A 17,574-nucleotide genomic window follows, 5' to 3' on the forward strand; every position below is an offset into this window, starting at 1 on the left:
GGGGCGTGAGTTAGCTCGCCGCCGTCACAGTGTTGTCCCTCCGTTAACCCGCCAACGCCGCTTGCTGCAGTTGATTCAATTCCGCAATGCCTTTTTTGGCCAGCGCCATCATGGCCGCAAATTCCGTTTCCGTGAACGGCTCCACCTCGGCAGTGCCCTGAATCTCGATGATGCCGCCGTCATCACCCATGACCACATTCATGTCGGTATGGGCTTGGGAGTCTTCCGGATAATCCAGGTCTAACACCGGCTGCCCCTGATAGATACCCACAGACACAGAAGCAATCGCCCGCTTCAGAGGGCTTGCCGTAATGCGACCATTGTCCTGTAAAAACCGTACGGCGTCGGCCAACGCCACCCATGCGCCGGTAATGGATGCCGTGCGCGTGCCACCATCGGCCTGAATTACGTCGCAATCCACGTGTACGGTATTCTCACCCAGCGCACTCAAGTCCACCGCGGCGCGCAGCGAGCGGCCAATCAAACGCTGAATCTCCACAGTTCGGCCACCTTGCTTACCCCGCGCGGCTTCTCGGTTCATACGTGAACCCGTGGACCGAGGCAGCATGCCGTACTCGGCGGTCAACCAGCCTTGTCCCTGACCGCGCAGAAATCCCGGCACACCCTCCACCACACTGGCCGTGCAAATCACTTTGGTATCCCCAAACTCAACCAGCACCGAACCTTCGGCGTGCTTAGTGTAAGCGCGGGTTAAGCGCACATCTCTCAGTTGATCGGGTTGGCGTCCACTGGGGCGTTGCATAGGTGTCATCCTGTTAGCTGGAAAGCGAGTGAAAGGGTTGTGTTAATATCTGTAAAGCCCTGTTAAGGGGCACGGTTAGAGGAAGCGAACTTTACCAGCTCTCGAACTCAATCGTAACCGCTTACGGAGAAAGAGGACCACTCCATGCCACGCAGTATGACCGGCTTCGCCCGCCGCGAACAAAAGTACCCCTGGGGCACTGTTATTTGGGAGATCCGGAGCGTTAACCATCGCTATTTGGAGCCCAGCTTTCGCCTGCCCGAGGCTATGCGCGAAATCGAGCCCAAACTGCGTGAGTTGGTCCGTCGGACCTTGCAGCGCGGCAAGCTGGAGGCCAGCCTGCACTTGCAACTGGAAGAAGCGGGTGAACACAAGCTTGGACTGAATATGGAGCGGGTCCGCCAGTTGGCCATCGCCAGCCGCCGGATCAGCGCCGAACTCGATCAGGCCGCACCTGTTAATCCACTCGAACTGCTCAACTTCCCCGGCGTGGCGCAGCAACCAGAACTGGACCGCGACGCCATGCAACAAGCGGTGCTGGAGCTGTTCGAGTCCGCCCTGGAGCAACTGGTAGAGCACCGAACACGGGAAGGGGCTGAACTGGAACAGTTTATCGTGCAGCGCCTGGACGCCATCAGCAAACAGGTGGTGCAACTGCGTCAACGCCTACCCGACATACTCAAAGCCCAACGGGAAAAATTGCAGAATAAAATTGCCGCCCTGCAGGTGGAGCTGGACCCGGATCGCCTGGAACAGGAAATCGCACTATTGGCTCAAAAAGCCGACGTGGACGAGGAACTGGACCGCTTGGACACCCACGTGCTGGAAGTAAAACGCAGCCTAAAAAATACCAGCTCCCTGGGCCGACGCTTGGATTTTTTGATGCAGGAGCTCAACCGCGAAGCCAATACCCTTTCGTCCAAAGCCGTGGTAGCTGAAACTACACAGGCCGCCGTGGAGCTAAAAGTCTTCATTGAGCAGATGCGGGAACAGATTCAGAATATTGAGTGAGGCCCAGGCATAATTCGTTCGATGATGGAATTGATTTGTTGGAAGAAAGCTTAGGGTGTGCTCTTACGAAAAGAGCACTGACAGACATCGCTCCTAATATCCGTTAGCAGCTGGCTTATAGCTGCGCTTGCAACTGATACGCTAGCCAGTCTTTGGCGCCGGCGTACCAGGATCGTTTCAGCCACTGCTCCAGAGTGATTTCACGGCTGTGCTGCAAATCCTCGGCAAAAGCCTCGCGCAGATCGTTGGCCACCGTCACGTCGAGTATGCCTACGCCCACCTCCTCGTTAAGCGCCAGCGAGCGTTCATCGAAATTCGCTGAACCTATGTGGCTCCACTGCCCGTCAATCACAATGACCTTTTGGTGTAAAAGTGTCGGCTGGTATTCGTACAGGCGCACACCGGCGCGCAGCAGGTCGGCATACAAGCGGCAGCCAGCGCGGCGTACCACCGGGCTGTCGGTGTGCTCTCCGGGCACCATTAACGTTATGCTAACGCCGCGCTCAACCACTTCGGCGAGCAAGCCGATAAATTCCCGATCGGGGACGAAGTAGGGGTTTTGGATAATCACCTCTTTTTTCGCGCTGGCGATGGCGGCCGTGTAAAACAGCGCTACAGCCGACACCGCGTCACCTGACGCGCTGCTCACCACATGAGCCGACACCTCGCCGCAAGCTTCTAGGTTCGGAAAGAAGTCGTCTCCCAAGGGGGCATGGTTGGTTTCCTCAATCCAGTTTTCCACAAACACTGACTGCATGGCATGCGCCACAGGCCCCTCCAAGCGCACCCCTACATCGCGAAACTGTTGGGGGTTTTCAGCATTGCCCAGCCAACGGTCAGCAATACCGTGGCCGAAGGTGTAGCCGATTCGTCCGTCCACGATCAGCAGCTTGCGGTGAGTGCGGTGGTTCATTCGGCGTATGTTCCACCAGCGGGGTTTGCAAAACTCCTCTAACCACACACCGGCGTCGCGCAGGCGTTTAATTTGCTCCGGGCTAGCTTTCTGTCCACCCATGGCGTCAATCAGTACTCGAACCTCAACGCCACTGCGGCATTTATCGGTGAGCACATCCACCAGCCGGCGTTCAATATCACTCGCTTCCCAGACAAAGGTTTCCAAATGGATACTGTGCTGCGCCGTTTTGAGATCTTCTTCAATGGCGTCAAACAAACGGCCATTATGATAAACCTTGACCCGATTTCCCTCATGCACACTCGCCCAGCTCACGCCCGCTAGAGTCGCCAAGCCCTGCTCAATGGGTGGCAGGGTGTCGTAATCCAGAGTCACCCGCGAGGTGCGCCGCCGGCGGGTCAGCAAAAATGCCGCAGAGGCGGCGATAAAGCCGATTAAGGCGGCAATGGTGACAGCAATTAAACTCATGAGCGCAACCAGATGACAAAAGGACACTGCCTCCAAGCATAACAGAGCGGGGGGAAGGAGTTCTTGAATCTCAGGGGTGAAAAAAATCGCTCTTAGAAGGTCGCACGAGATTCTGAGAGGCAAAGCAAAAAACGTTGTTGGCAGGTAATGCTTTTAACCGATTTTCACTTCGAGTATGCGCACATCAAAAATCAGTACAGCGTTGGGGCCGATTTTGTTGCCGACGCCTCGTTTACCCCAGGCCAGCTCGGGTGGCACCACAAACTCATAGCGCCCGCCTTCGCGGCCCAACTGTAAACCTTCCTGAATACCGGGAATCGCCTCTTGCATGGAGAATTCATCCGGCTCACCCTCCTTGTAGGTATCCGCAATCACCTTGCCGTTCACGGAGAGGATGCGTTGGTTTACCACCACTCGGTCGGTGAGCGCCGGGGCTATGCCTTCGCCCTCCTCCAGCACGCGATACAAGAGCCCGGTTGTGGTTTCCACCACGCCGGGCTTCTGGCGGTACTTGCTCAGGTAATCTTGACTGGCTTTACGGTTTTGGCCGGACGAGCCTTTATTCAGTGTCTTTTTACTCATGTGCAGCGATAAACGTCATCTTTGGGTCGAATTGCGCCATTATGCCCGAAATTGGCGTCATTGTTGGTAGAACTTCGCAGAATGCCAGTTTCTGCGACTCCGGGCCAAACTGGCAAGCACAAGCCTCTGGGGCTATGCTGAGTGCTAATAATCACGCCACGTAATGAAGATCTCACCATGATTCGATTCCTGTCTTTAGTTCTGCCGTTCACGTTTTTAATGACCGCTTGCAGCAATGGCGGCTCTTCGTCTACACCGACGCCGGAAGAGCCTGACGAACCCACTCCTGATGTGCCAGGCATTGGTAGTGAAAGTCGCAGTCAAATGGCGCCGTTTGTGCTGCCGTACGATGACGCCAGCGGCGGTATCACCAATATGGGCGAGCGGCTCAACCACAAGCCAGCGGGTCAGTACGACTCATTGATCGTCAATAGCGAGGGGCAGTTCAGTTTCGAAGGTGCCGACGAACGAGTACGTTTTTGGGGCGTTAACATTACTTCCCGCTCCTCCTTTCCCACTCACGAGGACGCCGAAGCCGTGGCCGGCCGTCTGGCTAAATTCGGGGTCAACTTGGTGCGCTTTCACCATATGGATCACAACTGGGGTGGCTTGGGGTTAATTGATTACAGTCAGGGTGACTCCCAACATCTGCATCCGCTAGCGCTGGATCGCTTGGATTACTTTATCGCCCAACTTAAAGCGCAGGGCATTTACACCAATATTAATTTGATCAACGCACGGGAATTTATGGCCAGTGATGGCATTCCCGAATCCGTGAGTGAGACCGAGTGGAACTCGTTGGATTGGAAAGAGCGGCAAATATTCGGGGTGTTTATGCCCGAGATACGCGCACTGGAAAAAGCGTACGCCCAAGAGTTGTTGAGCCGACACAATCAATACACTGGCCTCACCTATGCCGAGGACCCGGCCATTGCCTTTGTAGAGATCAATAACGAAAACAGCCTATTCCAAATGTATTTCGATGGCAGCATGGACCGCTGGCCAGAATCGATCCGTAGCTTTTTACAGGCGGACTGGAACCAGTGGCTTAACGAGCGTTACGAAGACACCGAAGCCATGACCACAGCTTGGGGCGCGCAAGATGAACCTTTAGGCGAGGAGATGTTAACCGCACTTGAAGACAGCCAATTTTCTGGGGGTACCAGCGGCTGGACTTTGGAAACCCATAGCGGCGCACAAGCTAGCGCAACGGTGGGAGATTATGGCCGGGAAGGTGTACAGGTCGACATAACCCAAGCGGGCAGCGCCAACTGGCACGTACAGTTTGTTCATCCGGGTTTAGAGATTATTGACGATCAGCTCTATACGCTGAGTTTCTGGATGCGCTCCTCTGACTTCAACAATGTCTCACTCACTTTGCAGCAGCACTACGGTAGCTACGAGATACTCGAAAGCTACAACCTGAATCCGAACGGTGAGTGGCAAGAGTTTGAATTTACTTTTTTCGGGCCGGCTGACGACGACAATTTGCGCTTCAACTTCGGCGGCATTGGTAACCGAACAGGCCAACTGTATCTGTCCGACTTAAGTTTGCGCTCCGGCGGCTCCATTGGGCAGCTGCCAGAAGACCAGAGCCTGGAGGAGGGCACTGTTGCCCTCAACCTAAATACCGGGGGTTATACCCGCGAGCGCAACCGCGACTGGATGCGTTTCCTGCGCGCCGCTGAAATCGATTATTGGTCGGACATGCACAACTACGTGAAGCACGACTTGCAGTTCAACGGCCTGGTCACCGGTACGCAACTGATGAACAGCCCGCCCAGCACGCAAAACGAATACCCGTTTATAGACGCTCATGCCTATTGGCAACATCCGAACTTCCCCGGCCAGCCATGGGATCCGGTCAATTGGACCGTGGGTAACGAATCGATGGTCAACACGCTGAACAATACAGTCCACCAGCTGTCCGGGCAGCGGGTCGCGGACAAACCCTTTACCGTCTCCGAGTACCAACACGCCTCACCCAATACATACTCCAGTGAAGGGCCTCTTTTGATTGCCGCCTACGGGGCCTTGCAGGATTGGGACGGCATAGTGTTATTTGCCTACGATGCGCGTTACAGCCACGGCAATGACCTGGACGGTAACTGGGGCACTGGCTATTTCAATAACTTTTTTGATATGAATGCTCACCCGAGCAAGATGGCCAACACAGCGCTGGCTGCCAATCTTTTCCGTCGAGGGGATGTGGCCGCTGCGGAACAACAGGTGCTGCTGAACTTTAATGCCGACCGGGAATTGGACATTCTCGCCTCCCGCGGCAGCGCCTGGAATGTGGCCAACGCGTCGCACCTGGATCCATCACCCAGCCTCGCACACACCCACCGCTTGGCATTGGATACCAGCGACATCCCCCAAGGCGTGAACGAACCGCCGCCCATGGACAACGGGCAACCGGTTGTTTCCGACACGGAGCAGCTAACCTGGGACCTAAGCCGATCAAGCAAAGGCGTGGTATTGGTTGACACAGACACCAGCAAAGCGGTGATCGGTTTTATCGATAATCGAACCTTCACCTTGGGTAACATCGGTATCGCTGTGGGCGACACCGAACAGGATTGGGCCACGGTTGCATTAACCGCGCAAACCGGACGGTTTAATGAGCCCGAATCGGCGACCAGTATTTTGCTGGTCACCACCGGTTACACCGACAACACCAATATGCAGTGGACCAGCAGCGGCAATTCCGTGGGTTCTAACTGGGGCACCAGCCCAAGCCGTGTAGAGGTTATCCCAATGACTGTCAATCTGCCCTACGCCGCTGCGCGCGTTTCGGCCTGGGCTCTCGACGCAACCGGCCAGCGCGATCAAGCACTGGAGGTACACGCCTCGGATACTGGCAGCCGCTTGGAGTTGGATGGCACTACCGGCACCCTGTGGTACGAAATTCAAGTCACCGAGGAATAAAAGAGGCACCTATGTTTGACCTTTGGAAACGCCTAAGCTGGCTTCCCCTTTTGTGCGCATTCGCCGCCACTGGTTGTGGCAGCAATGGCGCCGATGAGCGCGGGGATCCGCCGCCCGGTGAAGAAATAGAAGCACCCAACGCGGAAGATGAAACTGAGGGAAAACGCAGCCTTTTGTACCCCAGCCACTGGACCCCCGGCTATCAGATTGACCATGCGGACTACGACCAGCCGTTGTTTTTGCAGGACTATTCCTACGCCGGGTACCGCAACGGTGAAGCGGATTTTCCTGAAGGCGGCCCCATAGAAACCATCAGCACCGCCACCGACGGTTCGGTGGATGCTTCCCAGGACATTCAGGACGCATTGAATCGAGCGGTGGAGCAGGGTGGCGGCGTGGTGTACCTGCCCGCCGGTTTGTATCGCATTGACAATCCACTCACTATTGACGGCTCCAACGTCATTCTGCGCGGCGCCGGTTCCGATCAAACTCGACTCTGGTTTTATGAAGGCGGCGGCACCAGTTCCAGCCGTCGAGAAAATTTGTTGGTCACCAACACGCAAGGTCTCTACGAACAACATAACCCCGATTGGGTGATGGTGGAAGGTGCGGAGATTTTTGATACCTCCGTACGCTTATCCGATACCAACGGCCTTAGTGTCGGAGACGATATCTCCATCGCTTGGGACATTACCGACGAGTTCCGCGCTGAGCACAACAGCAGCGATTACTGGTACCACGTGGATACCGGCACACGACGTACTTTTTTCCGCCGCACCATTACGCAAGTGAACGGAGACCGGGTGCACTTTCGTGTGCCACTGCGTTACCCCGCCAAACAACGCGATAACCCCGTGGTGCTGAAGGCACGTGGGTACGTTTCAGAGAACGGTATAGAGGGTTTGTCGTTTACCAATGCCGTGGGTATCGAAAACGCCTGGGAGGGCTTTGATCAACCCAGCGGAATCTTGCTGCGCTTCTGTCGGGACTGTTGGATTCGCGATGTGAAAAGTTTTGCTCAGGATGGGGCCAGTCATCACCTACGCTCCCACGGTATCACCGTGGAACGCAGCTTCCGCGTAACCATTGCCGACACTCTTCTGGAACGCCCTGAAAATTTGGGTGGCGGCGGTAATGGCTACTTGTTCCATCTCACACGCAGTAACGAAGTGCTGGTGCGCGACAGCATCGGCCGCCATGGCCGCCACAACTTCACCATAAACTGGGACTTTGGTTCGTCAGGTAATGTCTTTCAGCGTATTGAGAGTACGGGCGGACGAGTGTGCAGCAGCATTGAAAACCAGAAGTCCGACAATTGCAGCGTGGGCCCCACGGACTTTCATCATGCCTTGGCCATCGCGAATTTGTTCGACAACGCCATCATCAACGACTCTCTGGAAGTGGGCAACCGCCAGGATTGGTCCCAAGGTGCGGGACACACCGGCACGCTCAATGTGTTTTGGAACATAACCGGTGAAGGCAACGTAAATTCTTACAACCAGGGCATGGGTTACGTGGTGGGTACCGGCTCGGCCATCAACCTGACTACGGACCTCGGGTTGGACACTTGGCCGCACCGTTACATCTCCCTCGGCATCACCCATGAGGACTACACTGAGCTGGTGGGCGAAGCCGATGACCTGGTACCTCAATCACTTTACGATTCGCAGTTGCAGCGGCGCTTACAAAGCACCGACCGTTAACCGGCTTCGGCAACCAGGTCGCCCAGTTTGTGCAACGCCACTTCCAGTTCCGGCGTCCAAGGTTTTGCGCAACTGAGGCGCAGCTTGTCATCGTGCAGGGACGCGAGAGAAAACAGGTTACCGGGCGCGAACACTATGTTTTCCTGCAATGCCTTGTGGTAAAGCTCTAACGCTTGCTGGCCACACGGCAGTTGCAACCATAGGAAAAAGCCGCCAGTGGGCTGAAGCACTCGCACCTCCTGTGGAAAACGTTCGCTAACCGTCTGGTGCGCACGCGCGGTGGACGCCTCCATGGCCCGACGCAAGCGCGACAAGTGTGCGGAAAACCCACCGCTGTAAAGGTAATCCGCCAGAGCGTACTGAGCACCCAGATTGGAGCCCAGGTTAAGCGCCATCTTGTGCTTTACCAGTTGGTCGTCCACCGCCTGCCGGGCCACCCAACCCAGTCGAAAACCCGGCGCTAAACTTTTGGAGAAGGAGCTGCAATAGTAAATGTAGCCTCCGTGGTCCTGGGCAAACACCGGGCTGGGCTCTACTCCCCCGTAGGCCAACTCCCCAAATGTATCGTCCTCGATAAAGTGCGTTCGGTACCGGGCGGCCAACGCCGCCAATCGAATCTTTTCTGCCGCGCTCATGGAAAAACCCAACGGATTGAACGCGACGGCAGAGAAGATTAAACACTGGAAGGCCTTGTACTCGAGAAGCTGCTCCAAGTAGTCCAGATCAGGCCCTTGGCTGTCACAGGGCACTTCCAACACACGACGCCCAGAACGCTGCACCAACGCCAATAGGCCGTTGTAACAGGGCGTGAGAACCGCCACCACATCACCAGGGCGTGTGAGCGTCTGAATACACAGGTTTACCGCCTCCAGGCAGCCATTGGTGATCAGCAGTTGTTCGGCCCGAGGCGCGCGATCCTGGCGTTTGCTCATCAGCTCACCGATGGCTTCTCGCAATTGCCACAGACCTTCCGGGTCGCCGTAACTGGTGATCGCATTCGCGTGCCGTTTGCTGACTCGTCGCACAGCGCGCTGCAGCTCCGTAATCGGCAGCAAGCTCGGGTCGAGAATCCCCGCCCCCAAATCGATCAGGCCGGGTCGGCTGGCGTTGCGGCGCAGGTTGATGAGCAAGTCGGACTTATCCTGGGCCACCAAAACGGCCTTTTGACGCTGCAACTGGGGCGCCGCTCGGTCGCTTTTGGCGCGCACATAAAAGCCGGACTTCTGCTGGCTACTGACCAGGCCACGCGCTTCCAATTGGGTAAAAATCTTAGTGGCCGTATTCAAGCTGACAGCATGACGGCGCGCATACTGACGCAGGGAGGGCAACCGATCGCCCGGGCGCAGGTCGCCGGCCATGATCTGGGCGGACAACTGTTCCGCCAGCTGTTGGTATTTGAACATGCATCCTCACGAAGGGCTTGGCCAGCCGCATCTGTACCCTAATTTCACATTATTTTTGTATCTGTACCCTATAGTGCGTCGGATTTATGCTGGTGACAAGTCAAACCAACAAGAGAGATCGCTATGAAATTACCCATACACGTCGTCAATGCCTTTGTCTGCGGACCCTTTACGGGCAACCCGGCCGCCGTAATCGTCACAGACTCCGCCCTGCCGGATGACCTGATGCAACAGATCGCGGCTCAGAACAACCTTTCCGAAACCGCGTTTGTGGTCACTGGGGAACAACCCTTTCACCTGCGCTGGTTCACCCCCGTCAAAGAAATTCCCCTGTGCGGACACGCCACCTTAGCGACCGCGCATGTGCTTTACGCGCAAGGCGTGGTCGAGGCTGGGCCAATCCGCTTCAATAGCCTTAGTGGCGAGCTTTCCGTGGAGCGCAAGGGCGAAGCTCTGCAGCTGAATTTTCCCGTCCTTCCCGTGAGATCAATAGACATCTCGTTTACCCAAGTGGCTGAGGCGTTGAATTGTTCCGTGGATTCAATTGAGCTGTGCTTGCAAGCTCGGGTGTTGGTAGTGGTATTGAATGATGAGCAAACCGTGGCTAACCTGAAACCCAACAAAGAACGTATTGCACAACTACACCCATTTGCCGTCATGGTCACCGCGCCTGGCGAGTCCGTGGATTTTGTTGCGCGGTTTTTTGCCCCCAACGCCGGCATTGATGAAGACCCGGTCACCGGCTCTGTCTACTGCACACTGGCGCCTTACTGGGAAAAACGATTGGGAAAATCACACCTGTCAGCTCGCCAATTGTCGCGCCGAACGGGTCAGATTCACTGTGAAGTAATGGGCGACCGCGTGTTGATCAGTGGCAAAACCCAACGCTACCTAAATGGAGAAATCGTTGTTTAATGCGCCCCTATCCGTTTCTCTACCACTTTGTGGGTACTCACCATGGGGCGGTGACCCGGTATATTTGATACAGATCAAGACAAAGCGCGAAAATTTGACTAGTCTGTACCTAAATAACTATCACGACCGCACGCTCACGGTTTGCCGTATCGGAGGTGGCATGAGTTCATCTGAACCGCTCACACCCAAAGAAGAAAAGCGCCGCGAATGGCGCTTGTTCCTCTTTATCATTATTTTATTGTTTCCCATTTTGTCGGTCATGATCGTCGGCGGATTTGGGTTTAGCGTCTGGATGTATCAGTTGGTCGCGGGCCCACCGACCGTGGGCTAGGAGAGGTAAGGAATGTCAAGCACCATTAGTCGAGGCGCCTCGATTATCGCCACCGAGCCAGCAGAGCCCGAACTTCATATTGCAAGTTTGGTTGTACACACCCGGCCCGAGAAAATGGCTGAAGTAAAACAGTGGCTGTTACAACAACCAAACGTGGAAATTCACGCCGAAGATGAGCGCGGAAAATTGGTCGTGGTGACAGAACACGAACGGGCCCAACCCATATTGGATCTGATCGATCAAGCACACGACCTTCCCGGCGTAGCCAATGCCGCACTGGTTTACCACGAAATCCTCACAGAGCTCGAATCACAAGAGGAGCTAGAAGAATGAAGCTTACCCGCCGCCAATTTGCCAAAGCCAACGCCGCCGCTGTGGCAGCCTCCGCCGTCGGCATACAGATGCCTGCCGTGGCCAGCAACTTGGTGACCAACCACGATCTGACCCGTTTAAAATGGAGCAAGGCGCCGTGTCGTTTTTGCGGTGTTGGCTGCGGTGTTATGGTGGCCACCCACAGCGATCGTGTGGTCGCTACGCACGGTGATGTTCGGGCTGACGTTAACCGTGGGATTAACTGTGTCAAAGGTTATTTCCTTTCAAAAATTCTGTACGGTCCCGACCGGCTGCATCAACCCCTCCTGCGTATGCGCAATGGCAAATACGATAAGCAGGGTGAATTCCAGGAAGTAAGCTGGGATGTGGCTCTGGATCTACTCGCGGACAAATTCAAAGAAGCCATTCGTGAACATGGCCCCGAAAGTGTTGCCATGTTCGGCTCCGGACAATGGACCATTTGGGAAGCCTACGCTGCGGCAAAAATTTTCAAGGGCGGCTTGCGCAGCAACAATATCGATCCCAATGCGCGACACTGTATGGCTTCGGCAGTGGCAGGTTTTATGCGCACCTTTGGTATCGACGAGCCCATGGGTTGCTATGACGATATTGAGCACGCCGATGCGTTTGTTCTCTGGGGCGCCAACATGGCGGAGATGCACCCGGTACTGTGGAGCCGGTTAACGGATCGCCGCCTTTCGCACGACCATGTGGAAGTGGCCGTGATGTCCCCTTACGAGAATCGGAGCTTCGAGCTGGCGGACATCCCCATCATCTTTAAGCCCCACACCGATCTTATTATTCTCAACTACATTGCCAACCACATTATTCAGTCAGACAGCGTCAACACGGAGTTTGTCAACAAATACACCCGCTTTGTAAAAGGCCAAACCGATATCGGTTACGGGTTGCGCCCGGAAGATCCGCGTCAACAGGCCGCCACTGGGGCGCAGAACCCCGGTGCCTCCACGGATATTACCTTTGAGGAATTCGCCGAGTTCGTCCGCCCCTATACATTAGAGCGAGCGGCGAGAGAGACCGGCGTTTCCGAGCAACGCCTCAGACGCCTAGCGGAAATCTACGCTGACCCGAAAAAGAAAGTCATGTCTTGTTGGACCATGGGCTTTAACCAGCACACCCGCGGTGTCTGGGCCAACAACATGATTTATAACTTGCACCTTCTAACCGGCAAAATTTCCGAGCCGGGTAACAGTCCGTTTTCACTCACCGGCCAACCCTCCGCTTGTGGTTCGGCCCGTGAAGTGGGCACCTTTGCGCACCGACTGCCCGCCGATATGGTGGTCACCAATGATGAGCACCGTGCATTTTCCGAGGACGTCTGGAAGCTTCCTGAAGGCACCATTCCCAGTAAAGTGGGCCTGGATGCAGTAGCCCAAAGTCGGAAACTGAAAGACGGTGAGCTGCTTGTCTATTGGACGCAGGTGAACAACAACGTTCAGGCCGGCCCCAACCTGATGCAGGAAATCCTTCCCGGCTGGCGTAACCCCAAAGCGTTCGTGGTGGTGTCCGACGTTTACCCGACCGTATCCGCTCAGGCGGCCGACATGATTTTGCCCGCCGCCATGTGGGTGGAGAAAGAAGGCGCCTTTGGCAATGCCGAACGTCGCACACAGTTTTGGCAGCAGTTGGTTTCACCCCCCGGCAACGCCCGTTCCGACTTGTGGCAGTTGGTGGAGTTTTCCAAACGCATCAACACTGATGACGTCTGGCCGCAAGAGCTTCTGGACAAGGCGCCGGATTACAAAGGCAAAAGTTTGTACGAGATCCTGTTCGCCAACGGCCAGGTGGACGCCTTCCCCAACGAAGAGCGCAATCCAGACTACGCCAATATGGAAGCCGATCACTTCGGTTACTACATCCAAAAAGGCCTGTTCGAAGAATACGCACGCTTTGGTCGGGGCAAAGCCCACGACTTGGCGCCGTTCGAAACCTACCATGAAGTACGAGGCCTGCGCTGGCCAGTAGTGAATGGCCAGGAAACACTTTGGCGCTACCGCGAGGGTTACGACCCCTACGTAGAAAAAGGCGCGGGATGGCAGTTTTACGGCAAACCCGACAATCGGGCACTGATTTACGCTCTGCCTTATGAGCCGCCAGCGGAAGTACCGGACGAAGAATATCCGTTCTGGCTCAGTACCGGCCGCGTATTGGAACACTGGCACACGGGTACCATGACCCAACGGGTGGAAGAACTGAATCTTGCGGTGCCTCACGCGTTGGCTTACATGAACTTTGAGGATGCTCGCGCCCTCGGCTTCCGCCGCGGTAGTGAGATTCGAGTCGTGAGCCGCCGGGGCGATTTGCGTGTACGCGTGGAAACCCGTGGCCGCATCAAGCCGCCCAGAGGTCTGGTTTACATACCCTTTTTCGACGCTAACCGCCTGGTGAACAAGCTGACCCTGGACGCTACCGATCCCATTTCCCGGCAGACCGACTACAAAAAATGTGCAGTCCGTCTGGAATTGATCAGCCTGGCCTAAGGAGAACGAACGTGAGAATTCTGCCCTTTTTACTGCTCCTTCTGCCTTTAACATTGCTCGCAGAGACGCCCCAGACCCCCATGGTGGAGGACGAGAGCCAACGACCGTTGGACGCCCCCGCACCGGATGGCATCCGCCGCGGTGGCACGTTGAGCCAGGAATACCAAGCTCCGAACATTACCGACCCACGCACGGAGTTAACTCGGCGAGCGCGCAACTTTCCTCAGCAGCCTCCGGTCATTCCGCACGCTATTCGAGGGCTGCAGGTGGACAAGAACGTAAACCAGTGCCTGGACTGCCATAGCCGTAGCGCTACTCACATTTCCGGTGCCCCTATGGTCAGCATCACGCACTTTACCGATCGGGATGGTCAGGACCTGGCCGCCGTGTCACCGCGCCGTTACTTTTGCGTCAAGTGCCACGTCCCCCAGGACAACACACGGCCGGTAAAAATCAGCACTTTCCGCAGCATCGATCAAGTACTTGAGCGAGCTATACAACTCGGCGAATAGAGGAAACGGCCCGCTATGCGTATGTGGACTACCATCAAAAGTTATTGGCGCACCTTCAACCGGCCCGCCACGCACCTAAGCCTAGGCTTGTTGTCCATGGGCGGCTTTATCGCTGGCATTATCTTTTGGGGCGGCTTTAACACCGCCCTGGAATACACCAATACAGAACAGTTCTGTATCAGTTGTCACGAAATGGAAGCCAATCCATTCCGAGAGCTGGTCCCCACTATTCACTACAGCAACCGCTCAGGGGTGCGCGCAACCTGCTCAGACTGCCACGTGCCCCACGACTGGACCTTCAAAATCGCTCGAAAAATGGAAGCCTCCAAAGAAGTCTGGGGCTGGATTTTTGGCACCATTAACACACCTGAAAAATTTGAAGCAAAACGCCGTGAGTTGGCGCAGCGGGAATGGTCACGTTTGGAAGCCAACGATTCACTGGAGTGTCGCAACTGCCACGATTTTGATTACATGGACTTTACTCAACAGGCACCGCGCGCCGCGGCCATGCACTCAACGCTACTGGCCTCCGGCGAAAAAACCTGTATCGACTGCCATAAAGGCATTGCCCACAACCTGCCCGATATGTCCGGCGTGCCATCCGGCTTTCACGGTGACCTGCTCGAGCGGGACCCTCAATCCCGGGTCATGGATGGCTTTTTGAATCAAAGCAGCTACTAAAGCTCACTTCTCCCCCGGCTGAGTTTTGACGTAAACTGGGTTAATCGTCAAAAGTCAGCCGGTAAACTCTCATGCCTCACTCACTGCTACTGCCCCCACTACGGTTCCCGGCCACTAGAACCAGCGTAGAAACCCGGGAGCCTCAGCTGTGAACGACAATGTCATTCCCTTTAAGCGACCCAGCCCCAAAGAAAAACACAAGGGCAAAACCCTGTGCCGCAGCGGCTTTCACAAATGGCAGGTCGTCACCGAACGCAAGTTCGACACCAAGCGCGGCAAGCTGATTACCCTCTACCGCTGCACCCGTTGTGGCGAAGAAAAAGTGCAAGCACACTGACACCATTGACGCGCAAACAAGAGGTAATACCCCCTTTGCGCCGCGCTTTTCCGTTGACTTTACCCCCTACGTCCCCTAAATTGCGCCCCAGATGCAAGGTGCCTACTGCCCCGTAAGGGGCTGAGTAGGGTAAACGGGAAGCTGGTAATCCAGCGCTGCCCCCGCAACGGTGATCGGAGCCCTCGGCTCCGTAAGCCCGATACCGGCCTGTGTCGATTCGTTGATGGAGCGGAGGGCTACCATCCAGCAATTCTTCACGTGCCCAGTGCGTTCAACGCCAAGCCGCGTCGCTTTGCTTTTCCTCCCTCGATCCCGGTTTACTTTAAAAAACCTTAGGGGTTGATCGTGCAAAAAACTTTTCTCTCAGCCGCCATCGCGGCCAGCTTGAGCCTGTCCGTGCAGGCGCAAACAACCGAAACACCTGAACAGACTCCAATCGCTTCCGCGCCTCAGCTGGAAACGCTCGTGATCGTATCGTCCCGCACCGAAACGCCGTTGCGCCAGATCGGCACCTCTGTGTCAGTATTGGAAGAGGCGGACATCAAAGCCCTGGGCTTTCAGTCCTTACCCGATGTCTTGCGCACCTTACCTTCTGTATCAATAACGAACACGGGCGGCATGGGCCGAGCCAGCTCGTTACGCGTACGCGGCGAAGCGGGCTACCGCACCCTGGTGCGGGTGGACGGTGTGGATATCTCCGACCCCACAGGCACCCAGGTCAGCAGTCAAATTCAGCACTTGTTGAGCGCCAGCGCCACCCGCGTTGAACTGCTGCGCGGCCCCCAGGGCATGATGTACGGCGCGGACGCCGGTGGTGTGCTGAACATTACCACCGATCGGCGCACCGACGATTTTGGCGGTGGCGTGAGTGCCGAAGCGGGACGTTACGATTCGCAAACCTACAACGGCCATGTCAGCGCCGGCAACGACACGGGCGATTTTTATCTCTCCGCCGCCCACGCCACCACCGATGGCTTTAACGTACACGTTGCCGACGAAAGCGGCGAACCCGACGGATACGAAAACACCACCCTGCACGGCCGTGCTGGGTTGAATATCGGGCGGAGCTTGCGGGCGGAATTGGTACTGCGCGATACCGACGCCGAAGCCGAACATGATCACTGCGGATTTCCGGCCATCCATGACTGCGTAGGCTTTTTCAATCAGCGCAATGCACGCGCCAGCGTCACTCATTCCATCGCCCAATCACAAAACACACTGGCTTTTTCCAAAACGGACGTGGAGCGCACCAACTACGACGGCGGTGAAGTTTCCTACGATACTCAGGGGGAGATTTCCCGTTGGGAATTGAATGGCTCAGGCGATCTTACCCCCTTTCATGGTTTGGCCTACGGTATGGAGTACCGCTCCGATCAGGTGATGGAGCTGGAGCGCAATCAGCGCGGCGCCTACGTGGAGTATCAGGGTGCGTTTCAGGAGCGCTTCTATGTGACTGCCGGCGTTCGTCATGACGACAACGATGATTTCGGTGGCACTACCAGCTACCGGGTCAGCGCCGCCTATTTGATTCCTGCCGCCACCGGCACGGTGAAATTCAAAAGCAGTTTGGGTACCGGCTTCCGCGCACCCAGTTTGTTCGAGATCGACTACAACCGCTCCCAAGAAACGGACATGGCCCCTCTACAACAAGAAGACAGTCGGGGCCTGGATGTGGGCGTGGAATATTTCGGTCGCAACGGCCTGCACCTGGAAGCGGTGATGTTTGACCAGCGCGTCGACAATGAAATTTATTTCGACCTAGTGGGTTTCACTGGCTACATTCAGGGTGGGCAGCGCAGTGAATCTCGCGGCCTGGAGTTGATCAGCACCATACCTCTATCCGACCGTTTCAGCATCAACGGCAACTACACCTACGTGGACACCGAAGCCAGCGACGGTTCACCGCGTTCGCGCCAACCCAAGCATTTGGCCAACCTGGGTTTCAACTACCAGCCAGTACAGCCACTGACCTTGTCCTTGAATTGGCGCGCCGCGCGCGACATAGTGGACCGCGGCACCGAACTGGACAATTACCAGGTGGTGAGCGGCAGCGCCCGCTACCAAGTCACTCAGGGGCTGGTAGTCTACGTGCACGGCGAAAACATTTTTGACGAGGACTATCAGGAAGTACCCAACTACAACACCGCAGGTGCCGCTGGCTACGCGGGTGTAGAACTTACTTTCTAAGCAACC

Annotated in this window: 15 protein-coding genes and 1 riboswitch; of the genes, 11 read left to right on the forward strand and 4 right to left on the reverse strand. The window is 56.0% G+C overall.

Translation table 11 applies throughout. From position 1 onward, the window contains the following. Positions 1–43 precede the first annotated feature (43 nt). Entirely contained in the window at positions 44–763 is a 720-nt protein-coding gene (rph, locus tag RBH33_RS08395; protein WP_306731710.1) for a ribonuclease PH, read from the reverse strand. A 144-nt stretch (positions 764–907) separates the two neighbouring features. Here rph and RBH33_RS08400 point away from each other — a divergent pair, with 144 nt between their 5' ends. Further along, a complete protein-coding gene (locus RBH33_RS08400) occupies positions 908–1,774 on the forward strand; it encodes a YicC/YloC family endoribonuclease (RefSeq protein WP_306731711.1) in 867 nt (288 codons plus the stop codon). 115 nt (positions 1,775–1,889) lie between these two features. On the opposite strand, the gene RBH33_RS08405 is transcribed toward RBH33_RS08400, so the two are convergent. Both RBH33_RS08405 and RBH33_RS08410 read right to left on the reverse strand, forming a co-directional pair. Further along, positions 1,890–3,155: a phospholipase D-like domain-containing protein gene (locus tag RBH33_RS08405; protein WP_306731712.1), complete on the reverse strand. Its 1,266-nt coding sequence runs from the start codon at positions 3,153–3,155 to the stop codon at positions 1,890–1,892. Between the two features lie 153 nt (positions 3,156–3,308). Further along, a complete protein-coding gene (locus RBH33_RS08410; RefSeq protein ID WP_306731713.1) occupies positions 3,309–3,737 on the reverse strand; it encodes an FKBP-type peptidyl-prolyl cis-trans isomerase in 429 nt (142 codons plus the stop codon). 177 nt (positions 3,738–3,914) lie between these two features. Between RBH33_RS08410 and RBH33_RS08415 the strand changes: the two genes are divergently transcribed. Further along, the gene (locus RBH33_RS08415; protein ID WP_306731714.1) at positions 3,915–6,665 is read left to right on the forward strand and encodes a carbohydrate binding domain-containing protein; all 2,751 of its coding nucleotides are present in this window, start codon (positions 3,915–3,917) and stop codon (positions 6,663–6,665) included. 11 nt (positions 6,666–6,676) lie between these two features. Continuing rightward, positions 6,677–8,368, forward strand: a complete 1,692-nt coding sequence (locus RBH33_RS08420) for a glycosyl hydrolase family 28-related protein (RefSeq protein ID WP_306731715.1) — start codon at positions 6,677–6,679, stop codon at positions 8,366–8,368. Here the strand turns inward: RBH33_RS08420 and RBH33_RS08425 are convergent. After that, entirely contained in the window at positions 8,365–9,771 is a 1,407-nt protein-coding gene (locus RBH33_RS08425; RefSeq protein WP_306731716.1) for an aminotransferase-like domain-containing protein, read from the reverse strand. The genes RBH33_RS08420 and RBH33_RS08425 overlap by 4 nt on opposite strands. A gap of 123 nt (positions 9,772–9,894) precedes the next feature. Between RBH33_RS08425 and RBH33_RS08430 the strand changes: the two genes are divergently transcribed. The 8 genes from RBH33_RS08430 to RBH33_RS08465 all read left to right on the forward strand — a co-directional run bounded on the left by RBH33_RS08430 (position 9,895) and on the right by RBH33_RS08465 (position 17,568). After that, positions 9,895–10,686: a PhzF family phenazine biosynthesis protein gene (locus tag RBH33_RS08430; RefSeq protein ID WP_306731717.1), complete on the forward strand. Its 792-nt coding sequence runs from the start codon at positions 9,895–9,897 to the stop codon at positions 10,684–10,686. A gap of 160 nt (positions 10,687–10,846) precedes the next feature. Then, complete coding sequence (napE, locus tag RBH33_RS08435) at positions 10,847–11,017, forward strand: periplasmic nitrate reductase, NapE protein (RefSeq protein WP_306731718.1); 171 nt, start codon at positions 10,847–10,849, stop codon at positions 11,015–11,017. A 12-nt stretch (positions 11,018–11,029) separates the two neighbouring features. After that, entirely contained in the window at positions 11,030–11,350 is a 321-nt protein-coding gene (locus RBH33_RS08440; protein WP_306731719.1) for a chaperone NapD, read from the forward strand. Next, a complete protein-coding gene (gene napA / locus RBH33_RS08445) occupies positions 11,347–13,851 on the forward strand; it encodes a nitrate reductase catalytic subunit NapA (protein WP_306731720.1) in 2,505 nt (834 codons plus the stop codon). The genes RBH33_RS08440 and napA overlap by 4 nt, the downstream gene beginning before the upstream one ends. A gap of 11 nt (positions 13,852–13,862) precedes the next feature. Continuing rightward, entirely contained in the window at positions 13,863–14,363 is a 501-nt protein-coding gene (locus RBH33_RS08450) for a nitrate reductase cytochrome c-type subunit (RefSeq protein WP_306731721.1), read from the forward strand. Positions 14,364–14,378: 15 nt separating this feature from the next. Beyond that, entirely contained in the window at positions 14,379–15,044 is a 666-nt protein-coding gene (locus tag RBH33_RS08455) for a NapC/NirT family cytochrome c (RefSeq protein WP_306731722.1), read from the forward strand. Positions 15,045–15,192: 148 nt separating this feature from the next. Then, complete coding sequence (locus RBH33_RS08460; protein WP_306731723.1) at positions 15,193–15,381, forward strand: hypothetical protein; 189 nt, start codon at positions 15,193–15,195, stop codon at positions 15,379–15,381. 78 nt (positions 15,382–15,459) lie between these two features. Beyond that, positions 15,460–15,606: riboswitch (cobalamin riboswitch) on the forward strand. A 120-nt stretch (positions 15,607–15,726) separates the two neighbouring features. Beyond that, the gene (locus tag RBH33_RS08465; RefSeq protein WP_306731724.1) at positions 15,727–17,568 is read left to right on the forward strand and encodes a TonB-dependent receptor plug domain-containing protein; all 1,842 of its coding nucleotides are present in this window, start codon (positions 15,727–15,729) and stop codon (positions 17,566–17,568) included. Positions 17,569–17,574 lie beyond the last annotated feature (6 nt).

Source organism: Marinimicrobium hydrolyticum (assembly GCF_030848505.1).
GTDB lineage: Bacteria > Pseudomonadota > Gammaproteobacteria > Pseudomonadales > Cellvibrionaceae > JAVDDU01.